This is a genomic window from Pedobacter hiemivivus (assembly GCF_005144565.1).
Taxonomy (GTDB): Bacteria; Bacteroidota; Bacteroidia; order Sphingobacteriales; family Sphingobacteriaceae; genus Pedobacter; species Pedobacter hiemivivus.
Genome location: NZ_SWDX01000002.1, coordinates 727,739 through 754,308 on the forward strand (window position 1 = coordinate 727,739; position 26,570 = coordinate 754,308).

The 26,570-nt window shown below is 40.3% G+C and carries 17 protein-coding genes; 16 read left to right on the top strand and 1 reads right to left on the bottom strand.

Features of this window, described 5'->3' with window-relative positions:
- Positions 1–140 precede the first annotated feature (140 nt).
- From FBD94_RS06540 to FBD94_RS06570, 7 genes are all read left to right on the top strand, one after another.
- Positions 141–731 (top strand): RNA polymerase sigma factor, encoded by a 591-nt coding sequence (locus tag FBD94_RS06540; protein ID WP_136879544.1) that lies wholly within the window; start codon positions 141–143, stop codon positions 729–731.
- Between the two features lie 102 nt (positions 732–833).
- A complete protein-coding gene (locus FBD94_RS06545) occupies positions 834–1,988 on the top strand; it encodes a FecR family protein (protein WP_136879545.1) in 1,155 nt (384 codons plus the stop codon).
- A gap of 173 nt (positions 1,989–2,161) precedes the next feature.
- Entirely contained in the window at positions 2,162–5,500 is a 3,339-nt protein-coding gene (locus FBD94_RS06550) for a SusC/RagA family TonB-linked outer membrane protein (protein WP_235884391.1), read from the top strand.
- A gap of 21 nt (positions 5,501–5,521) precedes the next feature.
- A complete protein-coding gene (locus FBD94_RS06555; protein ID WP_136879546.1) occupies positions 5,522–7,015 on the top strand; it encodes a RagB/SusD family nutrient uptake outer membrane protein in 1,494 nt (497 codons plus the stop codon).
- A gap of 19 nt (positions 7,016–7,034) precedes the next feature.
- The gene (locus FBD94_RS06560; protein ID WP_169472234.1) at positions 7,035–7,880 is read left to right on the top strand and encodes a DUF4843 domain-containing protein; all 846 of its coding nucleotides are present in this window, start codon (positions 7,035–7,037) and stop codon (positions 7,878–7,880) included.
- A 21-nt stretch (positions 7,881–7,901) separates the two neighbouring features.
- Entirely contained in the window at positions 7,902–9,467 is a 1,566-nt protein-coding gene (locus FBD94_RS06565) for a PKD-like family lipoprotein (protein ID WP_136879548.1), read from the top strand.
- A 17-nt stretch (positions 9,468–9,484) separates the two neighbouring features.
- Positions 9,485–10,609, top strand: coding sequence for a TlpA disulfide reductase family protein (locus FBD94_RS06570; RefSeq protein WP_136879549.1), 1,125 nt, complete (start codon positions 9,485–9,487; stop codon positions 10,607–10,609).
- Between the two features lie 56 nt (positions 10,610–10,665).
- Here FBD94_RS06570 and FBD94_RS06575 read toward each other — a convergent pair whose 3' ends face one another.
- Positions 10,666–11,271 carry an RNA polymerase sigma-70 factor gene (locus FBD94_RS06575; protein WP_131611660.1) on the bottom strand — a complete coding sequence of 202 codons (606 nt, stop codon included), beginning with the start codon at positions 11,269–11,271 and terminating at the stop codon, positions 10,666–10,668.
- 106 nt (positions 11,272–11,377) lie between these two features.
- Between FBD94_RS06575 and FBD94_RS06580 the strand changes: the two genes are divergently transcribed.
- The 9 genes from FBD94_RS06580 (at position 11,378) to FBD94_RS06620 (ending at position 26,551) form a co-directional block, all read left to right on the top strand.
- Entirely contained in the window at positions 11,378–12,529 is a 1,152-nt protein-coding gene (locus FBD94_RS06580; RefSeq protein WP_136879550.1) for a FecR family protein, read from the top strand.
- Positions 12,530–13,060: 531 nt separating this feature from the next.
- Positions 13,061–14,407 carry a TolC family protein gene (locus FBD94_RS06585; RefSeq protein ID WP_235884392.1) on the top strand — a complete coding sequence of 449 codons (1,347 nt, stop codon included), beginning with the start codon at positions 13,061–13,063 and terminating at the stop codon, positions 14,405–14,407.
- A 1-nt stretch (position 14,408) separates the two neighbouring features.
- On the top strand, positions 14,409–15,476 hold the full coding sequence (locus FBD94_RS06590) for an HlyD family secretion protein (protein ID WP_136879551.1): 1,068 nt from the start codon (positions 14,409–14,411) through the stop codon (positions 15,474–15,476).
- The gene (locus FBD94_RS06595) at positions 15,469–17,064 is read left to right on the top strand and encodes an MFS transporter (protein ID WP_136879552.1); all 1,596 of its coding nucleotides are present in this window, start codon (positions 15,469–15,471) and stop codon (positions 17,062–17,064) included. The genes FBD94_RS06590 and FBD94_RS06595 overlap by 8 nt, the downstream gene beginning before the upstream one ends.
- A gap of 83 nt (positions 17,065–17,147) precedes the next feature.
- Complete coding sequence (locus tag FBD94_RS06600; RefSeq protein WP_131611686.1) at positions 17,148–17,627, top strand: DinB family protein; 480 nt, start codon at positions 17,148–17,150, stop codon at positions 17,625–17,627.
- Between the two features lie 94 nt (positions 17,628–17,721).
- A complete protein-coding gene (locus FBD94_RS06605) occupies positions 17,722–18,804 on the top strand; it encodes an efflux RND transporter periplasmic adaptor subunit (RefSeq protein WP_131611688.1) in 1,083 nt (360 codons plus the stop codon).
- 21 nt (positions 18,805–18,825) lie between these two features.
- Positions 18,826–22,002, top strand: a complete 3,177-nt coding sequence (locus FBD94_RS06610; RefSeq protein WP_136879553.1) for an efflux RND transporter permease subunit — start codon at positions 18,826–18,828, stop codon at positions 22,000–22,002.
- Positions 21,989–23,422, top strand: a complete 1,434-nt coding sequence (locus tag FBD94_RS06615; protein ID WP_136879554.1) for a TolC family protein — start codon at positions 21,989–21,991, stop codon at positions 23,420–23,422. Before FBD94_RS06610 ends, FBD94_RS06615 begins: the two co-directional genes overlap by 14 nt.
- Positions 23,423–23,863: 441 nt before the next feature.
- Complete coding sequence (locus FBD94_RS06620; RefSeq protein WP_136879555.1) at positions 23,864–26,551, top strand: non-ribosomal peptide synthetase; 2,688 nt, start codon at positions 23,864–23,866, stop codon at positions 26,549–26,551.
- Positions 26,552–26,570 lie beyond the last annotated feature (19 nt).

The following is a 26,570-nucleotide window of genomic DNA, read 5'->3' on the forward strand; positions in this document are numbered from 1 at the left end:
GTTTTATATTTAGGTTAATTAAAAAGTAAATAACGGATTACATTTATTTATGATTACCAGCTTTTTTATTTCAATCAAAAAAAAGAAACCATCTACAAAACGCTGAAAATTATATATTTGCAAGCGGGGGACATCTATTAATGACGCAATATAAACTATATGGAGATCAGGAGCTAGTTCAGCTTATGCAAAATAGTGACGAACGCGTATTAGTGGAGATTTATGATCGTTACTGGGATAAAATGTTGGCAGTTGCCTTTAATCGCTTAGGCAATCAGGAAGAAGCTGAAGAATGCGTTCAAGACGTATTGCATAAACTATGGAAGCTGCGCCATGATTTTTCACTCGCAAAAATCATGCTTTCCAATTATTTAGCCCGTGCGATACGTAACCAGTCGTTTAATATGCTGGATCGACGTTACAGGGAACGCATAAAATTGGAAAGTTATGCTCCTCCAGAGGATATCAACTCGTTTTCGCCCGAGCATGAGTTTATGATACGCGAGCTAAAGCAACAGATCGACAATTCAATAAATGCGCTCCCGCCTCAATGTCAGCTTGTCTTTAGGCTTAGCCGCCAGGAAGGCCTCTCCAATAAAGAGATTGCTGAAAAATTAAACCTCTCAGAAAACACAATCAAATCACACCTTAAAAAGGCAAACAAAGATATCCAAGGCAATATAGGATTGTTGATGGTACTAATATCTATTCATATGTTTTTGCAGCGATAAGGCCTTAAAAACGACATTAAATAAATATTATTAAATAATTAATTCATCGCACTCACCCCTAGCTAATATTATTCTGTCTATAAATATAGAAAAGCAAACAGAATGCCCATAAATACCGAATACATAGAACATTTAGTTTTTAAATTTAATACTGGCAATATCAGTAAAGAGGAATTGCAAGTTTTAACGGATTGGTATAACAGCCATGACGATCAGCAAGTAGTTATTCCCACAAAACGCAATGAATCTCAGGAAGAGGTTAGATCGAGGGTATTAGCAGGCTTATTAGCTAAAGTGGCTGATGAGCAGCCTAAAACTATCAAGCGTTATCCAATGATTCGATGGATAGCGGCGGCAGCGGCAATATTTGTTGTTGCGCTCGGTACATGGACGGCAATCGAATATAAAGAACCAGTTAAAGTTTCGGAACTGGTAAGTACAACCATTGGCCCCGGAGGGAATAAGGCTACGCTAACCCTGGCCGACGGTAGGACTGTAGAGTTGAGCAATGTTCAAGCTGGTATTGTAGCAGGAAAGGAAATTACCTATACAAATGGTGTTCCAGTTGAAAATGTCGATTTGGACCAAACCTACAATAACCCACGCTTATTAATCCTACAAACTCCACGCGGAGGTACCTATAAAATCACATTGGAGGACGGTACGCAAATTTGGCTCAATGCCGCCTCTACGATAAAATATCCCTCGCGTTTCGCTTCGGATGAACGCGTTGTAGAACTTGAGGGTGAAGCCTACTTTCAGGTGAAAACAGCCTATCGAAAAAACGGAGAGAAAATACCATTTAAGGTGATCAGCAAGCATCAGGAAGTGGAAGTGCTCGGTACCCAATTTAATATAAATGCGTATCGGGAGCAGTTAGCTATTAAAACAACGCTTGTTGAAGGAAGAGTAGCGGTTAGTGATAAGCAAGACCGCATTACGCTATCACCCAATCAACAGGCTATCGTTTCTGCAGGAAAGATAAAGGTGAAACAGGTTAATGTTAACGATTATATCGCCTGGCGCGATGGCAAATTTGGCTTTGACAGTAAAACATTTGAAGAGACCATGAATGAAATTGGACGTTGGTATGATCTGGACATTATTTATGAAAACGGGATACCAAAAGAAGAACTCATGGGGGATGCTTTTCGCAACCAAAACATCAGCCTTGTATTGCGTTTATTGGACGTTGCCGAAATTGACTATAAACTCGACGTTAGTCGTCGAAAATTAATTATTAAAGGAAAAAAGTAGAATGTAAAACCTAAACCAAAAACCGAATGATGAAAACCTAACTAAACTAACCACTAAAGCTCCTAAAATCAAAAAAAGGAAAGGACCGCCATCCTTCCCTTTAAAGAATGATTAGTGCAATCGACCTAAAACGAATAAGCAGATACTGCACCACCCAAACCAACGCAAATTTAATGAATAAATATTACTTATCGCGAGTGATGAAAATCATCATGTTATTACTTATAGCTGGATTTACGACAGTAAGTGCCGCCAGCTATTCACAACAGATTACACTCAAAGGGAAAAACATTCCCTTCTCCTCTGTAATCGACGCCATTAGAAAACAAAGTGGGTATACCGTCTTTGGAACTAAAAAGCTGCTTGAATCTACCAAGCCTATCACAATTGATGTAAAGAATATGCCTTTGCAGCAATTTTTAGAAAAGGTAACCCAAGGTCAGCCGCTGGAATATGAGATCGAAGACAAGACCATATCATTTTCCAGTCCGCATGCGACGTCGAATACTGGGACCAGCGCTGTTTCTATTCAGCAAAGTATGCTTATAGGTGTGGTTCGTCATGCAGAGACCAAGCAACCGTTGGAAAAGGTGACCATCAGGCTTAAAGGCAGTCCTGTCAGTACAGCTACCAATGCGAAGGGGGAGTACCGCATCGCTGTTCCTCCCTCAGATAAGAAACAAACATTAGTGTTTACTTATATTGGGATGAAAACCCAGGAAATTGCTTATCAGAAGCAAGAAAAGCTGGATGTAGACCTGGAGCCGAAAGATGATTCTATGGACGAGGTTGTCGTTACCGGAATTTTTCAAAGGGATCGCAACAGTTTTACTGGATCATCCTCCAGGTTTTCTTCGAAGGAATTACAGATTGTGGGCAACCAGGGTATCTTGCAAAGTTTAAAAACACTGGATCCGTCTTTTGCGATCATCGACAATAACCAGTTCGGATCTGACCCTAACCGCTTACCTGATATCGAAATACGGGGGAAAAGCAGTGTGATTGGGTTAACGGATGAATTTGGGACAAACCCAAATCAACCTTTATTTATATTAGACGGTTTTGAGAGTACCTTAGCTATTATCAGCGATCTGAGCATGGATCGTGTGGAAAGTATCACACTATTAAAAGATGCTGCTGCTACTGCCATTTACGGTTCTAAAGCAGCAAATGGGGTAGTCGTTGTAGAAACCAAAAGGCCTACAGCTGGTTCATTGCGCATCAATTACAGTCTTAATGCTACGGTAGCTTTTGCAGACCTCTCAGACTACAATCTGATGAATGCAGAAGAAAAATTGCAATTTGAATATCTGTCTGAATTCTATGGAAGGCTGGATGCAAACGGAAATTTTTTAATTCCGGGCAACGCCAATTCCCAAACCAACTACTACAACCGCCTCGCGGAAGTTAGACGCGGTGTGAATACGTATTGGGCAAGTGAACCATTACGCACAGCCCTCACTCAGCGACATACCATGTTTGCTGAGGGTGGAGATGCCAACCTGCGTTACAGTGCTTCGGTTAACTATGGAATTACCCAAGGGGTAATGAAGGGTTCTGACAGGAAGGCTACTAATGGGAATCTGCGCTTGTTATACAGAAAAGGTAATTTTTCCGTAAACAACTCCTTGAGTATCGACAATGTCCTTGCCAACAAGGAGACTTCTCCTTTCTCTGATTTTTCACGTGCCAATCCATTTTATAGGAAATACAATGCAGATGGCAGTGTAAAAATGGTACTGGAAGATTTTAGTGCACAGGGTAACGGCCTCAATCCTACATACAGCCCTTTTTACAATGTGAATAACCTGAACATCAATGAGCAGGAATCTCAGGGATTTACAAATAATCTGGAAATGGAATGGCGAGTAACGGAATCGCTGCGCGCCCGTGGCCGTTTCGGGATTCGTAGTACGATTACACAGACTCAAATATTCCGGTCACCTTTCAATACCGAATTCCTGAACACAGATGTTTTGGAAAAGGGGACCTACAATGAATCAAACGGTAAAAACTTAAATTACGATGGCGACTTTAGTTTGACTTATGGAAAATTACTGGCAAAAAAACATTCGTTAAATGCTGTTGCTGGTATCCGGATGGAACAGAATACCACTCAGCAAAGTGCTTATCAGAATCGTGGTTTTGTGGACGACGAATTTTCAAACCCTAATTTCTCACTGGGGTATCCTGAAGGAAAACGTGCCGACTACCAGGAATCGAAACGTCGCGGTGCAAGTTTCTTTGTAAATACAGGATACGCCTATGATCAGCGGTACCTGATTGATGCGACACTTCGATCTGACGGGTCATCCGTTTTTGGTTCTGACAGGCATTTTTCTAACATCTGGTCAGTCGGATTGGCATGGAATATTCACAACGAATCATTTATTAAAGATTTGACATGGATCAACAACTTCCGTTTACGGGCATCAATGGGAAATCCTGGTAACCAGAATTTCAGTGATTATATTTCGATGCGTATTTACCGGTATAACAATGAAAACCGGAACCCATTTGGTGCCAGTACCATCATCGATAATATGGGAAACACAAACCTTAAATGGCAAACTACGCTTGATCGTAACATCGGTATGGATTTGACCACGCTAGACAACCGCTTGCGTTTTACTGCAGACTATTTTGTTAAAACTACCAATCCTTTATTAGTGCTTTATACACCGCCTTCCTCTACAGGAGTAAGTAGGGTGGCACAAAACATTGGTGAACAAGTGACCCGTGGTTTTACGATCACAACGGATTATACGCTGATCAGACGTAATCAACTCAACTGGCGTGTAAACCTTAACATGCGACAATTGAAAGCAAGATATGGCAACATGGGTAACCAGCTGAGCAATTTCAATTCTAATAATAAATTAACTAATAGCCTGATTCGGTATTATGATGGTGGAAGTCCTTCTGACCTTTGGGCGGTGCGCTCGGTGGGTATTGATCCCGCAACAGGACGAGAGATATTCCTGAATAAAAACAATGAGCAAACCTTTGTTTATAATTTCCAGGACGAGGTGGTCGTAGGAAACAGTGATCCAAAACTGGAAGGTGTAATCGGTACGAATTTTTCTTACAAAGGTTTCCTGCTCTCCCTGAACCTGAGGTATCGCTTAGGTGGACAGACGTTTTTGAAAACCCTTTTTGATAAAGTAGAAAATATCACCACACAACAAGTTCCGTTTAATCAGGACCGTCGCGCATTGACCGAGCGTTGGAAGCAACCGGGTGATAACGCCCGTTTTAAAGCAATTTCAACAACGGAGGCAACGCCGATCTCCTCAAGGTTTGTGGCAGATAACAATAACTTGGTTGGGGAAGCTTTTTCGTTGGGTTATGAGAATTCAACTGCATCCTGGTTAAAAGCAATACGCGCATCTTCCATTACTTTCCGGGCTTATATGAATGATATTTTCTATATCTCGACGATTAAAAATGAGCGGGGGCTTGATTACCCTTTTGCGCAATCGGTTTCTTTTTCAGCATCGGTTCGGTTTTAATAAATATTAATTATAACAAGCATGAAAACATTATACAAACTACTTTTTTGCGTCTTTTTAAGCCTGTTTTCGATCTCCTGCAGTAAATGGATTGATGTAAAACCTAGCGACCGGCTGTCTGAAGACCAGCAATTTGTAAATAAAGAAGGTTATCTGAAAGCGCTCAATGGCGTTTATGTAGAAATGACTAACAAGGTATCTTATGGCCAGGAAATGACGGCAGGAGCATTGGATGTAATGGCCGGCTACTACTTCATGAATATCAGTACGCATAGTTATTATCAATTCGTAACTTTTGTATATACCGGTGATAAACCTAAATCTACCTTTGATGCCGCCTGGAGTAAGGCCTACCAGCTGATTGCCAACTGTAACGTGATCCTTGAAAAATGCGGAGATGCACCAAGCGAGGCTTTACCAGAACCTTATTATGGGATAATCAAAGGAGAAACACTTGCTTTACGTGCCATGTTACATTTGGATATGCTACGCTTGTTCGGCCCGATCTATACAGAAGCAAACAAAACTAAGCCTGTTCTTCCTTATGTAAATAAAACTGGTTTCGGTGTAAGCCCATTGTTAAGTTCTGAACAATTTATGCAGCTAGTTACAGATGATCTGAAAATGGCCTTGTCATTGATGGCAACCACTGATCCAATTCGTACAGAAGGTGTTCGGAACGGCAATAATAATTCGGGTAGTAACGACTTCTATTATCGTCAGTACCGACTAAACTACTATGCTGCCAAAGCCCTTCTTGCGCGTGCCTATTTATGGCAGTCAAAAACAACTGATGCCTATGCTACAGCTGTAGAATTGTTGCAAGAGGTGCAAACCCCAGGAAAGGTTAGATTTCCTTATGTTACTGCTGCAAATGCAACTAGTGCAACTTTACCGGATCGGGTTTTCTCTACCGAGGTGATGTTTTCCCTGTATGACATCAATCGTAAAAATATGTACGAGCGTGTTTTTGATGTGAATTTGAATGCGAATACCAAATTAGCATTTGACTCGGGTAATGGTGTTATGAACCGCGTAATCAGTATTTTTCCCAATGAAAATGATTATCGTCGCCGATGCTGGCAGATTGTATCCTCCGGGACGGTAAGTGGTTTAACGAATTTAAAGTATCAGGATGTGGTAGCGACTTCTGGCGCCACACCGGTAAGCGGCCCGGGGCGTTATATGATTCCGCTGATCCGCCTTACGGAAGTTGTGCTTATTGCTGCCGAATGTAGCCCGAACCTGAATACCGGAATCGGTTATTTAAACGAGGTAAAGAGAAACCGTAATACGCCTAATGCGAATCCAACCAGCACTACTGAATTAAAAACAGAGATTACCAACGAATTTATCAGAGAATTTATTGGAGAGGGGCAGCAATTCTTTTATTACAAAAGAAATGGCGCGACGGCCATCTTAAATCATGCGGTGGTAAATGGCGGGACTAAACCTATGGTATTGAACAATTATGTCGTTCCACTGCCAGACAGCGAAATTTCACAAAGAAATTGAATTAATTAAGATGAAGACCATGAAAAGAAAAATACTGATCGCTTTCCTACCGCTATTAGCTTGTCTATGGAGCTGCCAAAAGGATATAATGGAATATCAAGGTTCTGAAGGAGTGTACTTTGCTGTGCAATCTGGAAGTGCCTCTTTTGATGCCAGGAATTGGCCTTATCAACCCGACAGTGAGGTTGAGTTTGTTCGAATTAATAAAGATGTAGTCGACTTTCCTGTCAAAGTCATGATCACTGGACCGGTGAAAAATTACGATAGAACCTTCCGTGTCGAGGTTAATCCTGACTCTACTACGGCAGTTCCCAATGTGCATTATGATCCAATCAAGGAAGAATGGTCTATCCCTGCCAATGCGGTTAGCATTAATGTAGTGGTAAGGCTAAAACGCACGGCGGATTTAAAAGTTTCAGGGAAAACACTGGGCTTACGCCTGGTTCCTACCAAGGATTTTTCCTTGTCCTTTCCGGAATGGGATGCAATCCCTAGCTTACAACAAGGCCGCATTGTTAAGGAGTTTGACGCTAGTCTGCACACCTTACGATTGGGAGACATTATGGTAAAACCTGCAGTTTGGGTAGGTTCATTAACCGCCGCCAATCAAGAAACGGGTTCCTGGGGAGCTTTTACCCAGCGGAAGATGGAATTCCTGATCAAATATCTTGGGGTAACGTATGCTGAGTTCGCTAGCGCTGAAACCATGCCGCAAGTCCGCTGGGAGCTCATTAGAGCAGATGCAGTGGCTGTTCTGATCAGACTTAAAGAGGAAGGACAACCATTGCTGGAAGAGGATGGTAGGTTGATGTGGATGAGCGGTGTACCCTGGACCTCTACTTTAGGTGTACCCTATGTTAAGTAAATCAATTTTATTAAAGAGAACATGAAAATATATAACTATACCTTAGTATGCTTATCCCTTATCATAATCAGCTCTTGTAGCAAAGATCTGGGGAACTATGAGTACAAAGATATCAATGAATTGTCTATATCTGGCCTTAAAACAGAGTATTCAATACGTACAATTATTGACACGCTGCGCATTAGTCCCATCTTAAAAGGGACTATGGACGAGGGAGATACATCGAGATATGCGTACCTGTGGATTTTGCAAAATTCCAATAAGCTTAATGACAGTATTAGCACTAGTAGGAACCTGGTTTTTCCTGTATTCCTGGAGCCGATTGAACATACGCTTTATTACCGGGTGCTCGATAAAAAAACGGGTATTGTGTCACGGGCCAGTTCCAAACTTATAGTGGGAACGCCTTATAGCAAGGGTATATTGATTATAGGCGAGGATGAACAAGGATACGCCGAAGCCGAGATGCTTTCGATGGGAATTGATACGCTACATTTTACGCATCTGCTCTCGGAAAGTGGGCTTCCCCGTCTTCGGGAGCCACTTAGTTTTATGCATACCGGAATAGGTAGTAGTAACGCCTATGCCAAGTTGTGGGTACTTACCGGTACGGGATCTTATTACCTGAATCGGACCAGCTTAAAGGCAACGACCGACAATAACTTCAAAAGACTTGCTTATACTTCGGAGGCCATTAATCCAGAAACAATGTATCCTGTCGCAGTGGGCCCACAAATTAATGCCGCCGCCGGCGGAACAAGTAGCGGGAATTATAGAGTAACGATTACGAAGGGTGGAGATGTCTTTGTCAATTATTTAATATTAACCGGTGGTGATTTTTACAACAATCCGATCAATAAAACGACAGATGCACCACAAGTTAGGCTTCCTGCTGCACCTTACCTGCTTTATTCATTAAATAATATGAACGCTTTGATGTGGTATGACACCCAAAATCAACGTTTCCTATACCATACTGCCTTTTATGGGACATCAACGTCTTCTGTATTATCGGATGCCCCTGTTGGCGGTGTTACACCTGAATTTCCCTGGAATAATGCAAGCATTGGCCGACACCTGGTATATGCAGAAAATACCCGGAATAATAGCGATGGATCTACTAACGGAAACTCTTTTGCCATCATGAAAGATGCCAGTAATGCTTATTATGTGTATAAATTTTACGTAAACACGGTTACGCCGGCCAGGCGTGCCCTTTATACCATTAAGCCGATTGCCGTTGATTTTGATAAAGCTGATTTCTATGCATTTTCGTCTACCCGCTCCGTAATATTTTATTCGAAAGGAAGCAAGCTATATGCGTACGATTATACGCGGGATTTTGAAAAAATCTATGAGTTCCCTGAGATTGGAACTGATCAAATTACCATGCTCAAGTTTGATACGCAAATAGACCCTACAACAAACAGTTTATACCTGGCTACCTACAATGGCAATACTAAAGGCACCTTACGTCGCTTTATAGTTGGAATGGATCCAAATGTGGTCACTTTGACGCCAGTGAAAAAAGCGGAATGGTCAAACCTCGTTAAAGTTAAAAATATCAATTGGCGCGCTGTCAACTAAATAAAATCTAATTATAAATGAAACAGATGAAATTAAAACATGTAATAATACTGGGCTTGTCAATTATTCCTTTAGCAGGTTTTTCACAGTCCGAAAATTTTACCATCAACGGTAAGGTAAATCGCAAACACGATGGTAGATTTATAAAGTTAGCATACGAAGATGCGCAAATCAAAAAAGCCGACAGTGTATTGGTGCAAAATGGTGCATTTAAGTTTACAGGCAATATCAGTTCAGCTACAGTGGGTAAACTTGGTTTTGGTAATGAACAGACTGGCGATAAAATAGATTTGTTGCTATCTACAGGAACAATTCAACTATCTGCTAAGGATTCCATTCATTATGCCAATATAAAAGGTACAAAGCTGGCCGAAGCACATGAGCTATTGGCAAAGAAACTAAGACCCGCTGAGGACAAACTTAATGGTTTAATCAACCAATTTAGGAATCTGCCTGAAGGTCCGGAGAAGAAGGCTGCTGTGACTAAATTTCTAGCTGGATTGGATGAATATACCCGTTTCAGAAAAGAAACTATTCATTCCTTTGTAAATGAATATCCTTCATCTTATGTTTCCCTTTATTATTTAGACCAGACTGCACAAGGAAGATTGGCTAATTATGAAACGACATATCCTACTTTTTCTAAATTGAGCCCTGAAATAAAGGCTACAAAGCTGGGAAAAGAACTTGAGGAGAGACTTCTTTCCGTAAAGGGCAAGTTGGTGGGAGAGAATTTTATTGATTTTGTTTCAACTACTCCGGAAGGTACTCAACTTAGCTTAAAAGAAGTAATCAGTAAAAATAAATACACATTGGTTGATTTCTGGGCGAGCTGGTGCGGCCCCTGCAGAAAGGAAAATCCTTACGTGGTAAAAACCTTCAACGAATTCAAAGGAAAAGGATTTACTGTATTAAGTGTCTCCCTGGATGAGGATTCTACCAAATGGAAGGCTGCTATTGAAGCCGACGGAATGCCTTGGTACCATGTTTCAAGCTTAAAAGGCTGGAAAGAACCTGCCGCCGCACTTTACAACGTACGTGCCATTCCACAGAATGTATTGGTTAACAGTCAGGGTAAAGTAATAGCAACCAACTTAAGAGCTGAAACACTTTATAATAAAGTAAAGGAAGTTACTCAATAGTCATAACAGGCGCTTTTAAAGGGGGAGCGTAGCTCCCTTTTTTTATGCGCTAAATTTCAATTTACAAAATCGCTGATGCCACCAGCTATAATCAACATTACCGTAACATCCTTTAATGATATACGCAAATGTTTAAGGGCATGGGTAATCTGGTTTTCAACCGACCGCTTCGAGATACCAAGTTTGTCCGCAATCTCATCGTTGCTCATCAATTGGCGCCTGCTCATGAGGAAAATCTCCTGACATCTTTTTGGTAGGTTTTTAAGGTAAGATTCCAATTCCGCTTCCAGGTCATTATACGCGATTCGGTCAAAACCGTTATTTTCAACCGAACTATTCGAAAAAACTTCCAGATCTTCTTTGTAGTCGATAGGAATAATTTTGCTGGCATGGATGCTTTTGTAAACCCTATAGCGGCCTGCGGAAGTAAGGTAATTTTTGAAGGAGTCAATTTTTAAAGTCTTTCGGTTGCTCCAGAGCGTTAAAAAAATATCATGCACAATTTGTTCACACACTTCTCTATCCCTCACGTAAGCATAAGAATTACTGTAAATCCGAGAAGAGTAGCGATGAAATAAAGTAGAAAAAGCACGTTCATCATCTAATTTGATGGATTCCCAAAGATCAGCATCGGAGGGAATCTGTGTAATTCTATTTGGCATAAAACGAAATTACATTTTTTAGGATGAAATATAAATAGAAAATATTTTTAAAAGTATGTGTGTGGTACGTATTAATAGGTACTATACATATAACCAATTATAAATTATGACGAGGGAAGAATATATCCTGTTGTATGAAAAGTGCATACAGGGCAAATGCACTGATGAGGATAAAAAGAAGCTTGATGAATATCAGGACGATTTTTCTTTAGATAACATATACTGGGATGAAGACCGTTTGGGCGACGAACACCAAATAACAAGCAGTATATATAGAAAGCTCCAAAAAAGTATAAAACATCAGCGACCTAAAAAATTGCAGTGGTATAAACTACCACTTGCTGCTGCCATTACATTGATGACGGTAGGTGCAGGTATTTACCTCTATTTTAATACATCACCTGATCGCACAAAACAACAGACACAGATTGCTGACAAAATTGTTGCAGGTAGTAATAAGGCAATCCTTACACTATCCGGCGGTAAGCAAATTATTTTAACCGATGTAAGTAATGGTGAATTAGTAAAGCAAGGCAATACCCAGATTACAAAAACAGCCGATGGTAAAATTATTTATCAACCCTCAGCAGCGCATAGTTCTGGTACTTCTGGTATGGCCGTTGTCTATAACACGGTTAGCACGCCTAAAGGTGGCCAATTTCAAGTTGTGCTGCCTGACGGATCTCATGTATGGTTAAATGCGATATCCAGCATAACCTATCCATCAAACTTTTCAGGAAAGGACCGACGGGTTCAGTTAACAGGGGAAGCATATTTTGAGATCGCTAAAAATCCGGAGAAACCATTTAAAGTAGATGTGATCGGAAAACAACAAATTGAAGTGCTGGGTACTCATTTTAACGTAGAGGCTTACCCTGAAGATCATGAAATTAAGACCACACTTTTAGAGGGATCGGTTAAGCTTATGGCTCAAAATAAACAGGTCAAATTGAAACCGGGCCAAGTTGCGGTTAATGATCTTAAAAGAAATTTAACAATTAAACAGGCTGATGTAGAAGAGGTAATGGCATGGAAAAACGGCTTGTTTGTTTTAAATGATGTGAACCTTAAGGATGTGATGAAAAAAGCATCCAGATGGTATGACGTTGACGTCGAATATCAGGGGAATGTCTCAAATAAAAAATTATGGGGTACAATGTCAAGGTATAAAGATATTACCGAATTGCTGGAGAACATCGCTATTACCAGTTCATTGCGTTACAAAATTGATGGAAGGAGGGTGATTTTGATGAACTAATCTATACCAGATCAAATATCACCTGATAAACAAAATATCCAGGAGCGTTGAAGCCGCTCCTGGAAATTGCACAGCTTGAGAACTGCTATCAGGAAAATCTTAACGGTCACATTTTACACAACCAATTTTTTATTAACCTAATTTCCAAATGTATAAAATTTTAACTGTACTCAGATACGGGATGTCCTCTTGTGTCCACCCTAAATTATGGCGAATTATGAAACTGTCCTTTTTTATTTGTCTTATCGCATTTTTGCACGTCAGCGCCGCCTCTATAGCACAAAAAATAAGTTTAGAAAAGAATAACGCAACACTTCGTGAAACACTTAATGATATCCGTAAGCAATGCTTATGGTGCCTAAACTTGTCTTCAAACTTACTGTGCCATACAAAAGTTGTTTCCGGTTTTTCGTCAAGTTCAAACAAAATAGTTTCATCAGTAGCTTTTTCCATATGGCCGTTTTGAACAAAAATATGTCAGTTTAGATAAAATAAAGAAGTGATTCTTATCCGAAATTTGCAGTAATAATTATGAAAATGAATTTTAGCTCGCATAAAAGAGCATTTTGGATAGGTATGTTCTTTCTTTTACCTTCTCTTTTAGCTCATGCACAAACAGGAATTACCCCTGAAAGTCCATTAACCATTACCCAGGTATGGCAATTAACAGATAGTAATAGTAGAAAGATTCAAATGACGCAGCTGGGGGTACAGGCTGCTGAAGGGAATATTAAAGTTGCACGCTCAGAGCGCTTGCCTGATGTGGCTATGGATGGTGTATTGGCACATATATTTCCTATGCCCATATATGAGAATGGCCTTTTTCATACGCCTAGCCAGTTTCCGGTAGAGCCTAAATACTACAAAGTATCGGCAGATGCCTACATGAATCTATATAACGGTGGAAAAACCAACAGAGAGATTGCTGCATCGAAAACGGAGCGGGAGATTGCCTTGGCGAAAAAGCAATTGAGCAGACAAGAAATCCACTTTACAGCTGCCGTATATTTTTATGACGTATACCGAAATAAATCTTACAAAGAATTACTGGAGCAGGACATTAAAGACCGCGAAAAACAATTGAGCGAGATCAATGCTCTTTATAAAAATGGGACGGTCTTAAAAAGTGATGTCCTTAGGGCAGAACTTAGGTTGTCTAAACAAAGGATGCTGCTTACGGAGATTGAAAATAGCATCAAGATCGCTGCTCAAAAGCTAAACCTTTTAATCGGTAGGCCAGATAATGCCATGCTGAATCCAATTGTCCCTGAATCTGCAGCAGACCCTATATTTTTGAAGGGGATAGCAGATTATATGAATGAGGCCGCATCGAAGTCCTTTAAGCTAGAGATTTTTAAGAAAGAACAGGAGTTAGGCGAGTTGAAACTGAAGCAGGTGAAGTCGAATATTTTGCCTTCTCTGGGATTGTTCGGTGAGTACGCTTATACCTATCCGCAGATCCAGTTTTATCCATATGCACTTTCTCTATATAGCAATGGGATGGTTGGATTAAAGTTAAAGATTCCGATCTCTTCATTTTACCAAAATAAAAATAAAGTGAAGGTTGCTGAAATTCAGCTGCACCGTCAAGAGGTGGAAGATGAGGATGTGAAAGAGAATATCCGTCAGGAGGTTCAGGAAGCTTACATTCGCTATACGGAATCTTTGAAACGTATCGATGTAGCTACCGAAAATATTCAACAAGCTGCAGAAAGCTACAGGATTGTACAAAATACTTATTTCAATCAGCTGGCCCTATTAACAGATCTGCTAGATGTAGAAACACAGTTGTTACAGTCAAAGTTTGAACTGACCACGGCGAAAGTTAATGCCAGAATCCAATATTATCAATTACAAAAAGCAGTCGGAAATCTATAAAATGAGCACTCAAAAACAAAGTAAAACGGATCAGATCATTACACGCGTCACGACCATCATAGCTGCGGTTGTATTCGTGATATTATTGGTATGGGGCATCAGGACGGTGTTCAGTTATTTAAGATATGAAGATACCAATGATGCGCAGATCGACGAGTATATTAACCCGGTAACAGCCAGGGTGAACGGCTACATAAAGTCGGTCCGTTATGTAGAAAATCAGGAGGTAAAGAAGGGAGACACGTTAGTCGTGATAGACGACAGTGATTACCTTACTCAGCAGGATGAAGCATCGGCTTCACTCAGTAATGCAAAAGCACAGATAGCAGTAATGGAAAGTACAATCCAAACATCGGAGACTGCTGCCGAGGCCAGTAAAGCGAAGATTGCAGCTGCTAAAGCAAAATTATGGAAACAGCAGGCGGATTATGATCGTTATAAAAAATTGTTTGATGCAGAGTCGGCCACACGCCAGCAATTGGAAACCATGCAAAGTATGCTGGAAGTGGCGCAGGCAGAATATAAAGCCGCCCAGGAAGATCATGCTGCTGCACTGTCTAAAACGAATGATGTTAAAGCGCAGTCTGGAGTTTTGAAATCTGAGATTCAGAGGAGGGAGGCTGTTTTGAAAAGAAACAATTTGAACACTTCTTATACGGTGATTGTTGCCCCATATAATGGAAAGATGGGGAGAAGGACAATCCAGCCGGGACAATTGGTTCAAAATGGACAAACGATCGCCTATATTGTAGATCGTGATGCGGGAAAATGGGTGACTGCTAATTTCAAAGAAACGCAGATAGGAAAAATGCAGGTTGGGGAATCTGTTGAGGTGGAGGTAGATGCTTTTCCGGAGAAAGCGTTTTCGGGAAAGGTTGAATCCTTCTCTGGAGCTACAGGGTCAAGGTTTTCTCTTTTACCTCCTGATAATGCAACAGGTAACTTTGTGAAGATTGCCCAGCGAATTCCTGTTCGGATTCATTTAGAGGGACCTGCAGAAGAGCTAGAAAACCTTAGAGCTGGAATGAGCGCTACAGTGCGCATTAAAAAGAACAAGACTCATGAATAATTCAAAGCCCATATTTAAAACATGGACTCCGGAATGGCTGATCCGATTTAGTATACTGTTCCTCTTACTGGCCTCGGTGTTGCTGTTTGCTTTGTCTACCGCCGATGGCAGTGCTGCGGCTGGCTATTATGGCATGGCACCTGCTGATGTTCAGTTTTCCTTACTGATATTTTATGCGGCAATTGCTAGTTTTGCGGGGGTAGAAAGGCGTTTCTTTGAGCGGATTGTGACCAAGGATTACTTGCTGATTTGTATTTTACTAGAAATATTGATTGCCTATGCTTGCTACCATACACGAGAAATTTGGTTAGTGTTTACCTTTAGGTTTCTGCAGGGACTCGTTAATTGTGGGATCAGTAGTATTTGTCTGAATCTACTGTTCGGGAGACTGAAATCTGAACATTCCCGAGAGATAGGCTACACCATATTTTATGGAATGATTTTATGTGTATCGCCTTTAACTGCACTTTTTGCAGCCCCATTGGTAGAGAATTTTGAATATAATACACTGTATAAGGCTATTATTTTTTGTTTCTTGCCAAGTGCGGCTCTGTTATTTCTGATTTTAAATAGGGTTAGGGTCCTTAAGAATAAACCGCTGTATCAACTGGACTGGGCTAGCTTCTTTCTTTTTGTGCTCATGTTATTGCTGATTGCTTATGTGTTGGTGTATGGTCAGCAAATGGATTGGCTGGAGGAGCCTATCATCGTTTACAGCATTTTAGGTATCCTGCTTTTATTTATTGCTTCCATACTAAGGCAACGTTCTATGAAGCGCCCAACGGTAAATCTTGAGGTTTTTAAATACCGTAATTTCAGTATTGGCATTGTTTTTTTAGTGATCCTATACTTGATTCGTGGTGCATTTGGTTTAACCACTACCTATTTTATTACGGTATTGGGGATGGATACATTGCATGCCAATGAGCTGATGATTTACAATATTGTAGGCATTATAGTAGGTTCTTTTGTCGCGATTCGCTTTTTGATAAAGCAAAAGTTACTGCGAGTATTGTGGATTTCCGGATTTGCTTTATTGATGGTGTTTTTCCTGATGATGTGTTTTCTTTTTACCTCAGAAGCAGATGCGGAAACATTCATCGCTCCGCTATTTCTGCAAGGATTAGGTGCAGGAATGGTGATGTCTCCAATTGTTATGTTTATTGTTTCCTCGGTTCCCTTATCTATGGGACAATCTGCAGCTTCTGTTGGCGTTTTTGTCCGCTTTTCGGCCTTCTGTCTGAGTATTGCCCTGGTCAATTTCTTTCAGCTGTATTTTAGAGGTGTGCATACCAATATTATGGGCAGAAGCTTGTCTTTACTGGACACTGAACTACCAGAACGTTTGAGGATGCACCAGTCAGCATTAGCCGGTAGGGGCATGTTGAAGGATGAAGCTGCAAAAGTAGCGACTGGTCTTTTGAGTAAATCGGTACAAAAACAGGCTTTCCTGCAATTTTGTGTCAACTACTATGAGTTGATTGCGTTGCTTTGTCTGGTTACTATGGTACTGATTGCATTGCAGCCTGTGATTAGTAGAACGATTATCAATGTAAAAGATAAGCGCCCAGCGGCAGCTGGATTTTAACTAGATCTTCTGATTGCACTTTTTTAATAACTATTATGTCCTTCTCTTGTTGTACTTACCATTAAACAAAATGGAGGGATAAAATGAAAACCTTAATCGTAGAACTTGAAAAACTATTAACCGGAGGGACTGCTCATGTGGGATTAAAAGAAGCCACGGCAGATATTCCTTTTGACCTGCTTGGTGAAAGACCACATGGCTTGCCATATAGTATCTGGCAGCTTGTTGAACACATCCGAATAGCCCAATGGGATATGCTGGAGTTTAGCATAGACGCAAGTCATAAATCACCCAAATGGCCTGATCAATATTGGCCAGAAGAAACTGCTCCGGAAGATAAAAATATGTGGGATAAAACCTTGAAACAGGTTGATGATGATTTAAAGGCATTCATTGAACTGATTCAGACCAAAGATCTATATGCACCTATTCCTCAGGGTGATGGACAAAGTCTCCTCAGGGAGTCGCTTCAAATTGCAGATCATGCTGCCTACCATATTGCTGAAATCGTAGTTATTCGTCGTTTACTGGGTATTTGGAGTACACCCAAATCTTCATCATAACTTCATAATTCTCTCCTTATTTCGCTTTCAAAATTGAATTAATGGACCATGTAAGTTCATTAAAGGATAGAATCTAGTTAAATACATCGAAAACATGAACAGGAATGTTGTATGCTTTAGCTGGTGCGTTTTGTTTTGCGCAGCAGCTTGTACACAAAAAAAAGAAGAGAAACAGGAAGAGGTCACTTATGCTGTTACCAGTCCAATCAGAATGGATACCTCTGTGACTAAAGAGTACGTTTCACAGATCAAATCGGTTAGAAATATTGAGCTCAGGGCTCAGGAGAAAGGTTATTTGCAGAATATTTATGTTGATGAAGGCCAGCATGTGCAGGCGGGTCAACTTTTATTCAGGATTATGCCAAAGATGTTTGAGGCTGAATTATTAAAAGCTCAAGCAGAAACGAAAGCAGCAGAAATAGAGCTTCAGAATACAAAATTACTAACGGATAAAAATGTAGTTTCTAAAAATGAACTCGCAATGGCTAAGGCAAAGTTGCAACAGGCCAACGCAGAGACTGCTTTAGCTAAACTTCATCTTTCATTTACTGAAATCAGGGCTCCCTTTAGTGGTGTGATTGATCGTATTCCACTAAAAGTCGGCAGTCTGGTGGATGAAGGTGCATTGCTTAGTAGCTTGTCGGATAACGCCCAGGTTTTTGCTTACTTTAATGTTTCTGAGCCTGAGTATCTGGATTATCAAACATCGGTAAAAGCCAGTAAGCAGCAACAGGCCGGTTTATTGCTGGCAAATAACGAATTGCTTAAAGCAAAAGGTAAGGTGGAAGTTATTGAAAGTGAATTTAATAACGAGACCGGAAATATTGCTTTTAGAGCTAGATTTGACAATGGAGATAACTTGCTTAGAAATGGGCAGACTGGTAAAATCCAGATGGTTGTACCCTTAAAAAATGCTTTGATCATTCCACAAAAAGCAACTTATGACATTCAGGATAAAAGTTACGTCTTTGTAGTGGATAAAAACAGTGTTGTTCATGCTCGTCCTGTAACCATAGCAACTGCGCTGTCAGATTTGTACGTACTTTCCGATGGTATCGCTACTGGCGATAAAATTTTGCTTGAGGGCGTACAGAAAGTAAAGGACGATGACAAGATTACCTATAAGTTCCAGCAGCCGCAGGATGTAATCAAACAATTAAGATTGAAAACAGAATAACCAACCTCCTATATATTTTTTATGTTTGGCAAATTTATACAAAGGCCCGTCCTTTCTATAGTGATATCGCTTATAATTTTGTTTCTGGGTGGATTGGCCATCACTTACCTTCCTGTAACCCAGTTTCCTTCAATTTCTCCGCCTAAAGTAAACATTACCGCAGAATATCCGGGCGCAAACAATGAGTTGCTGATTAAGTCGGTTGTAATTCCGCTTGAGCGCGCACTTAATGGCGTACCGGGAATGAAATACATCGCTTCTGATGCAGGTAATGATGGCGAGGCAACCATTCAAGTAGTATTTAACCTTGGAACGGATCCGAATCAGGCTTCACTCAACGTACAAAATCGAGTAGCTGCCGTAACCAATAAGCTGCCACCTCTGGTGGTTAGAGAAGGAGTTAAGATTAGTCGTGAGGAATCCAACATGTTGATGTACATTAATTTGTATAGCAAGGATCCTAAGATGAATGAAAACTTCCTGTACAACTTTGCCGACATCAATTTACTTTCGGAATTGAAAAGGGTAGATGGGGTTGGTTTTGCTGATATTTTAGGTAACCGTGAATATGCCATGCGTATTTGGTTAAAGCCAGATCGTATGCAAGCTTATAACATTTCTGCTGATGAAGTGATGAAGTCCCTTGATGAGCAGAGTTTGGAAGCGTCGCCGGGAAAAACCGGTGAAAGTTCTGGTAAACGTTCACAATCATTTGAATATGTGTTAAAATATCCTGGTAGGTTTAGTACCAAAGATGGATATGAAAATATCGTACTACGCGCAAATCCCAAAGGTGAATTGCTGCGGTTGAAAGATGTTGCGGATATTGAATTTGGCAGTTCGATGTATGACCTGTACTCAAATTTAAATGGAAAATCTTCTGCTGCAATTGTATTAAAACAATCGTACGGTAGTAATGCAAGTCAGGTTATTAAAGATGTTAAAGCAAAAATGGCTGAAATTAAAGAAAGTTCTTTTCCAAAAGGACTGGATTATGAAATCAGTTATGACGTGTCTAAGTTTCTTGATGCTTCGATTGAAAAGGTAATACATACATTAATAGAAGCCTTTATTCTGGTAGGATTGGTGGTATTTCTGTTCCTTGGCGATTGGCGCTCGACTGTAATTCCGGCTATTGCAGTTCCGGTATCTCTTATAGGAACATTTGTATTTATGCAGTTTTTTGGCATAACACTTAACCTGATTACCTTATTTGCCTTGGTTTTGGCCATTGGAGTTGTGGTAGATGACGCGATTGTAGTGATTGAGGCCGTACATGCGAAAATGGATAGTAAGCCGAAGTTGTCGCCATTAAAGGCTACGCAACAAGCCATGAAAGAGATTAGCGGTGCCATTATTGCGATTACCTTTTTAATGGCCTCCGTTTTTATTCCAGTTACTTTCATGTCTGGACCTGTGGGTATTTTTTACAGACAGTTTTCTATAACCATGGCTACGGCAATTATCCTTTCTGGTGTAGTGGCGCTTACACTTACACCGGCATTGTGTGCCATCATGTTAAAAAACAATCATGGTAAAAAGAAAAAGGAAACGGGGGTAGATAAATTTCTGGGTGGTTTTAACCGTTGGTTTGGTAGGCTGACTGGACAATACAGTAACCTGCTGAGTAAGGTTGTTAGTCGCCGTATACTTACATTTGGCGTTTTGATAGCCTTCTGTTTTGGTATCTGGATTTTAAGCGGAAGCGTGCCAACTGGTTTTATTCCAAATGAAGACCAGGGGATGGTTTACGCTATTATTCAGACTCCTCCGGGTTCTACGTTAGAGCGGTCAAATGAGATTGCAGAAAAACTGCAAGAAGTTTCGAAACATATTGAAGGTATAAAATCAGTCTCCTCTTTAGCAGGATATGAAATTCTTACGGAAGGTACAGGTGCAAATTCAGGAACCTGTTTGATCAACCTTAAAGAATGGTCTGAGCGTAAAAACTCTGCTCAGGATGTGATAGAGGAATTGGAAAAAGAGGCCAAATCAATTCCAGGCGCCACTATTGAATTTTTTACTCCGCCAGCGGTGCCCGGATATGGAGCTGCAGGAGGTTTTGAGCTGCGCCTTTTGGATAAAGCGGGTAGTGGCGACTATAAAAAGATGGAAACAGTAAGTAGGGATTTCGTAAAAGAATTGAATAAACGGCCTGAACTGGCCTCGGTATTTACCTTTTACAGTGCTAGTTTTCCGCAATATATGTTGCGTATAGACAATGATATTGCCCAGCAAAAAGGGGTAACGATAGATAATGCGATGAGCACACTCTCAACCTTTGTTGGTAGTAATTACGAAACCAGTTTTATCAAATATGACAGGCAGTACAAAGTAATGGTGCAGGCATTGCCGCAGTATCGTGCCTTGCCTAAAGATATTTTGAAGCTGTCTGTTAAAAATAGTCGTGATGAAATGGTTCCATTTTCTGCTTTTATGCGAATGGAAAAGGTTTATGGTTTGTCGGAAATTACTCGACACAATATGTACAATGCTGCCGAAATTAGTGGACAGGCAGCACCAGGGTATAGTTCTGGTGAGGCAATTAAGGCGATCACTGAAGTTGCAAAGGAAAAATTACCTAGAGGATTTGGTATTGATTGGGCTGGGATTTCTAAGGATGAAGTATCGAGAGGTAATGAAGCCATTTATATTTTTATCATCTGTTTGGGTTTCGTTTACCTTGTGCTTGCTGCACAGTATGAGAGTTTTATACTGCCACTTTCGGTAATTCTATCTTTGCCAGCTGGACTTTTCGGTGCATTCCTCTTCCTTCAAGTTCTTGGCTTGGAGAATAACATTTATGCCCAGGTTGCGATGGTTATGCTGATTGGACTGCTTGGAAAAAATGCGGTGCTTATTGTCGAATTTGCAGCACAGCGCCATAGTCAGGGTGTATCGGTTTTAGAGGCTGCCCTTGAAGGCGCCAAGGTACGTTTTCGTCCGATTCTGATGACCTCATTTGCATTTATTGCCGGCCTAATTCCATTGATGATCGCTACGGGACCAGGGAAAATTGGCAATAGAACAATTGGCTCAGCAGCAGCAGGGGGGATGCTATTTGGAACCATTTTCGGAGTGGTAATTATACCTGGTTTATATTTTGTTTTTGGCAAAATAGCAGAAAAACATAAGCTCATAAAAATTGAAGAAGAACGTCCGTTAACTGAAGAAATTGAACACAATGTTAAAAAATAGTATATATAAAAGTATTGGCTTTGTCTTGATCTGTGCTGCTTACACGGCCTGTAAATTGCCAGAGGTAGCTCAGCGTTCGGAAAATAAACAGGTTCCTTTAAATTTTGCCGGATCTGTAGATACATTAAACAGTACCCATGTTAAATGGTCCGAATTTTTTAAGGATCAATATTTAGTGAATTTGATTGATACTGCCCTAAAGAACAATCAAGAATTGAATATTACTCTTCAGGAAATTGAAATTGCCAGAAATGAAATCAGGATAAAAAAGGGGGAGCTCTTACCTGGTGTAAACTATAAGCTTGGTGCAGGAATTGAAAAAGTTGGCCGTTATACAAGTTCTGGTGCCGGCGATGCTTCAACAGATATTACACCAGGCAGGGAAGTGCCAGATCCACTGGCTGACTACAATTTTGGCTTACAAGCCAGTTGGGAAGCTGACATCTGGCACAAACTACGTAATGGTAAACAGGCGGCTGTAAACCGTTATTTGTCTACTGTAGAAGGTAAGCATTTTGTGATCAGCAACCTGATTGCCGAAATTGCTAATTCTTATTATGAGTTGTTGGCTCAGGACAATGAGTTGGAAATTGTAAGAAAAAATATCGATTTGCAAAACAATGCCTTGGAATTGATGAAGGTGCAAAAGCAAGCTACTCGGGTGACTGAATTGGCTGTACGGAAATTTGAAGCTGAAGTTTTGAACTCCAAAAGTCTAGAATTTGAGATTCAGCAAAAGGTAACTGAAACAGAGAATCGAATCAATTTATTACTTGGGCGCTATCCACAGGAGATTGCAAGGGATAAAGGTAAATTTGCAGACTTGGTTCCTCCTGTATTTCAGGCTGGAATTCCGGCTCAGTTGTTGTCTAACCGCCCGGATATTAAAAAGGCCGAGTTTGAATTGACGGCTGCTAAGCTTGATGTTAAAATTGCCAAAGCACAATTCTATCCTTCACTCGGTATCTCAGCTAATCTCGGTTTTCAGGCTTTTAATCCTGCTTATCTGATTAGAATACCAGAATCCTTAGCATATTCACTGGCAGGCGATCTGGTAGGACCACTCATCAACAGGAATGGAATCAAGGCTGAGTATCTAAACGCCAATGCCAGGCAGCTGCAGGCTGTTTATAATTATGAACGCAGCATTTTAACTGGTTATCTGGAGGTCGCTAACCAGTTATCCGGGATCAGTAATTTGCAGAAAAGCTATGAGCTAAAAGCTAAACAGGTTCAGGCGCTTACCCAATCTATCGAAATTTCTAACGATCTGTTTAAATCGGCAAGGGCCGACTATTTTGAAGTGTTGATGACACAACGTGATGCGCTTCAATCCAGGTTAGAATTGATTGAAACCAAAAAACAGCAGCTAAATGCTGTTGTAAATATTTACCGTGCACTGGGAGGTGGTTGGAATTAATTTACTTTTACGTTGTTTTGCCATAGTGTAAACAAAAAAGCGACTGATTATTTTAAATAATCAGTCGCTTTTATATTAAGAATAATCGTATCTTACCATAAGAGTTCATGTCAGGAGATCCCCGTAACTTGCGCATCTCCATTTCAAAATTCAAATCTTTTTCGAGTGTTAATTAGACTGGTGGTCCCGCTCTTAATAATGTCGTACCCAAGCCGACTCTCGTACGGACCTGGTTCGGACCTTGTTCGGTAAATTGCAATCCAGAGTAGCCTCCAAGTAATAGTCAAGTAAAGCCATAGAAGCACTTGCATACCAACTCAATTTCGAGTTCGGTAAAAGCTGAAAAAAATATTATTTAAAGAAAACAGTATCTACATTAATATGTTATAATATAAAACTTGTCAATTATTTAGGTTTTAGTCATCTCTAACTATTGAACAAATGTCTGATAAATCGTCTCACGCGCTTCCCATGCTTACGGATGAAGAATTGCAGGAACTGGCAGTATTTAATGATACAGTAACTCCCTATCCTAGGTATAAAACCCTAAATATCATTTTTGAAGAACAAGCGTTGAAAACTCCGGATCATGTAGCCTTGCAGTTGGGGAGTAAATTGTTGACCTATAAAGAGCTAAATGATAAGTCTAATCAACTGGCAAGACACATTGTTGAATTAGGTGTAAAACCTGGTGATAACATAGGCTTACTGACTGCACGGAACTTTGAAATGATTATAGGTATGTATGCGATACTTAAAGCTGGGGGAGCCTATGTACCTGTTGATCCTGAATACCCCATCGAAAGGCAACAATACATCCTTTCGGATGCTGCGGTAGGCTTATTGGTCACAGACACTACCTATCCGATAAATGCGTTGATGCCCGACTTGAGATCTTTAGCTGTCAGCACAGTAGCATTTGAGAAATACAGCGCGAGCAATCTAAATTTATCCATTGATAGTCGACAACTGGCTTATACGATTTATACCTCGGGTTCAACGGGTAAACCTAAGGGGGTAATGATTGAGCATCATTCAGCCGTAAACCTGGTTCTATGGGTAAACAATCGTTTTAACATTGGATCGGATGATCGTCTGCTTTTCATCACCTCTATGTGTTTTGATCTTTCTGTTTATGATGTATTTGGAATTTTAGCTGCCGGTGGGTCATTGGTGATTGCAGCGCAGGCACAGGTAAATGATTTGAACGAATTACTGCACATGCTGCAACATTACCAGATTACCTTTTGGGACTCTGTACCTTCTACACTTGATTATCTGGTTAGAGAATTGGAGTCAACGAACACTGAGTATAGACAGGATCATTTAAGGTTGGTGTTTTTAAGCGGCGACTGGATACCCCTGAGCTTGCCTGATAGAATTAAACAATTTTTTCCTTCAGCTAATGTAATTAGTTTGGGTGGTGCTACAGAAGCTACCGTATGGTCAAATTATTTCCCAGTCGAAAAAGTAGAAGCCAATTGGAAAAGTATTCCCTATGGTAAGCCTATTGCGAATAACTTCTTTTATATCTTGAATGACCAGTTGCAACCTGTGCCTAGTGGTGAGGTAGGCGAATTATTCATTGGTGGCGTAGGTGTAGCCCGTGGCTATGCAAATAATGCTGAAAAAACTGCAGCCGCTTTCTTGGCCGATCCCTTTAATAAGAACGATGGTGGTAGGATGTATCGGACAGGGGACCAGGGGCTGATGTTGCCAGGAATGAACATGGAGTTCATCGGTAGAAAAGATGATCAGGTTAAAATCCACGGATTTAGAGTGGAGCTTGGCGAAATTGAGTATTTATTGAATCAATATGCGTATGTAAAAAGTGCTGTAGTATTGGCAAAAAAGAATAATGATGGCCAGAAGGATTTGATTGGTTTTATAGTTCCTATTGATAAATTCGATAAAGAAGCAGTCATAGCTGATTTAAAACTCAGTTTGCCAGATTATATGATTCCTGCGATATGGATAGCTGTGCAAAAATTCCCCCTCAATATTAATGGTAAAATTGATAGGAAAGCTTTATTGGATATGGAAATTCCAGCCGATGTTTCTCGATTACATACCAAGGCTGTTACCCCACTAGAAAAAACAATGGCTAGCATTTGGGAAGAGGTATTTGACATAGAAAATATTGGTGTTGAAGATAATTTCTTTGAACTTGGCGGCCACTCCCTTATGGCGCTTCAGATTATGTCTCATTTTGAAAGGGATACAGGGCTAAAACTCCCTGCGGTCAGGTTATTTAAATACCCAACTATTTTATCTTTACTGGCCTCTATAAGTGATGCGGATGAGGTGAAGAAATCTGAATCACTTATTCCTATCAAACCTACAGGAAGTAAGATGCCTTTATATATCATACATGGAGATGGCCTCTATGTATTGAGTTTTAAAGATCTGGCAAAATATGTAGATGATGAGCAGCCATTGTATGGCTTACAGCCTGCAGACTTGAATGGTGTGAATCAAAATATTAAAACCATGGCTGATATCGCGGGCCATTACGTGGATGAAATTATAGATCACAATCCGAATGGCCCTTATGCCATAGCTGGTTATTCTTTTGGGGGCTATGTGGCGATCGAAATGGCCAGGCAGTTGGCCGCCCTCGGAAAAGAAGTAAAGATGCTTGGGATTTTTGATACGGATGCAGAAAATGTCTTTTACAATAAGTCATGGCGCGTAAAGCTCGCAAGGAAAATTAAACGTCAAGTCCCTAAGTTGCTCTGGATTTTAAAATCGTTTATTAAAGCACCTTTCAACACCTTAAGTTACCAGTATAATTTGTTCGTAAAAAGGATGCATGAGCTTTTTTATAAGTTGGGTTTAGAAAAGGATCCAAAAAACGAAGGCGTTTACAGCCATATCAATGCGATTAACCAAAAACATCAGGAGGCTTTTAAGGCCTATAATATGGAGTCATTTAACAATAAGATCTACCTTTTTAAAGCTGAAAAACGGGTCTATTTTGTAGATGATTTTAAATACCTAGGTTGGAATAAGTATGCAAAAAATGGAGTGAAAGTTTTTGATGTCCCAGGAGATCATGCCACAATGCTACACCAGCCTAATGTGCGTGAATTTGGGGAAAAACTACAGGAAGCTTTAAATAATTGTTAATTGATTACCTTAAACTGAG

Bases quoted from the DNA above. Each gene is read 5' to 3' on its own strand.
- FBD94_RS06540 (WP_136879544.1), top strand. From the start codon at position 141: ATGACGCAATATAAACTATATGGAGATCAGGAGCTAGTTCAGCTTATG.
- FBD94_RS06545 (WP_136879545.1), top strand. From the start codon at position 834: ATGCCCATAAATACCGAATACATAGAACATTTAGTTTTTAAATTTAAT.
- FBD94_RS06550 (WP_235884391.1), top strand. From the start codon at position 2,162: ATGAATAAATATTACTTATCGCGAGTGATGAAAATCATCATGTTATTA.
- FBD94_RS06555 (WP_136879546.1), top strand. From the start codon at position 5,522: ATGAAAACATTATACAAACTACTTTTTTGCGTCTTTTTAAGCCTGTTT.
- FBD94_RS06560 (WP_169472234.1), top strand. From the start codon at position 7,035: ATGAAAAGAAAAATACTGATCGCTTTCCTACCGCTATTAGCTTGTCTA.
- FBD94_RS06565 (WP_136879548.1), top strand. From the start codon at position 7,902: ATGAAAATATATAACTATACCTTAGTATGCTTATCCCTTATCATAATC.
- FBD94_RS06570 (WP_136879549.1), top strand. From the start codon at position 9,485: ATGAAACAGATGAAATTAAAACATGTAATAATACTGGGCTTGTCAATT.
- FBD94_RS06575 (WP_131611660.1), bottom strand. From the start codon at position 11,271: ATGCCAAATAGAATTACACAGATTCCCTCCGATGCTGATCTTTGGGAA.
- FBD94_RS06580 (WP_136879550.1), top strand. From the start codon at position 11,378: ATGACGAGGGAAGAATATATCCTGTTGTATGAAAAGTGCATACAGGGC.
- FBD94_RS06585 (WP_235884392.1), top strand. From the start codon at position 13,061: ATGAAAATGAATTTTAGCTCGCATAAAAGAGCATTTTGGATAGGTATG.
- FBD94_RS06590 (WP_136879551.1), top strand. From the start codon at position 14,409: ATGAGCACTCAAAAACAAAGTAAAACGGATCAGATCATTACACGCGTC.
- FBD94_RS06595 (WP_136879552.1), top strand. From the start codon at position 15,469: ATGAATAATTCAAAGCCCATATTTAAAACATGGACTCCGGAATGGCTG.
- FBD94_RS06600 (WP_131611686.1), top strand. From the start codon at position 17,148: ATGAAAACCTTAATCGTAGAACTTGAAAAACTATTAACCGGAGGGACT.
- FBD94_RS06605 (WP_131611688.1), top strand. From the start codon at position 17,722: ATGAACAGGAATGTTGTATGCTTTAGCTGGTGCGTTTTGTTTTGCGCA.
- FBD94_RS06610 (WP_136879553.1), top strand. From the start codon at position 18,826: ATGTTTGGCAAATTTATACAAAGGCCCGTCCTTTCTATAGTGATATCG.
- FBD94_RS06615 (WP_136879554.1), top strand. From the start codon at position 21,989: ATGTTAAAAAATAGTATATATAAAAGTATTGGCTTTGTCTTGATCTGT.
- FBD94_RS06620 (WP_136879555.1), top strand. From the start codon at position 23,864: ATGTCTGATAAATCGTCTCACGCGCTTCCCATGCTTACGGATGAAGAA.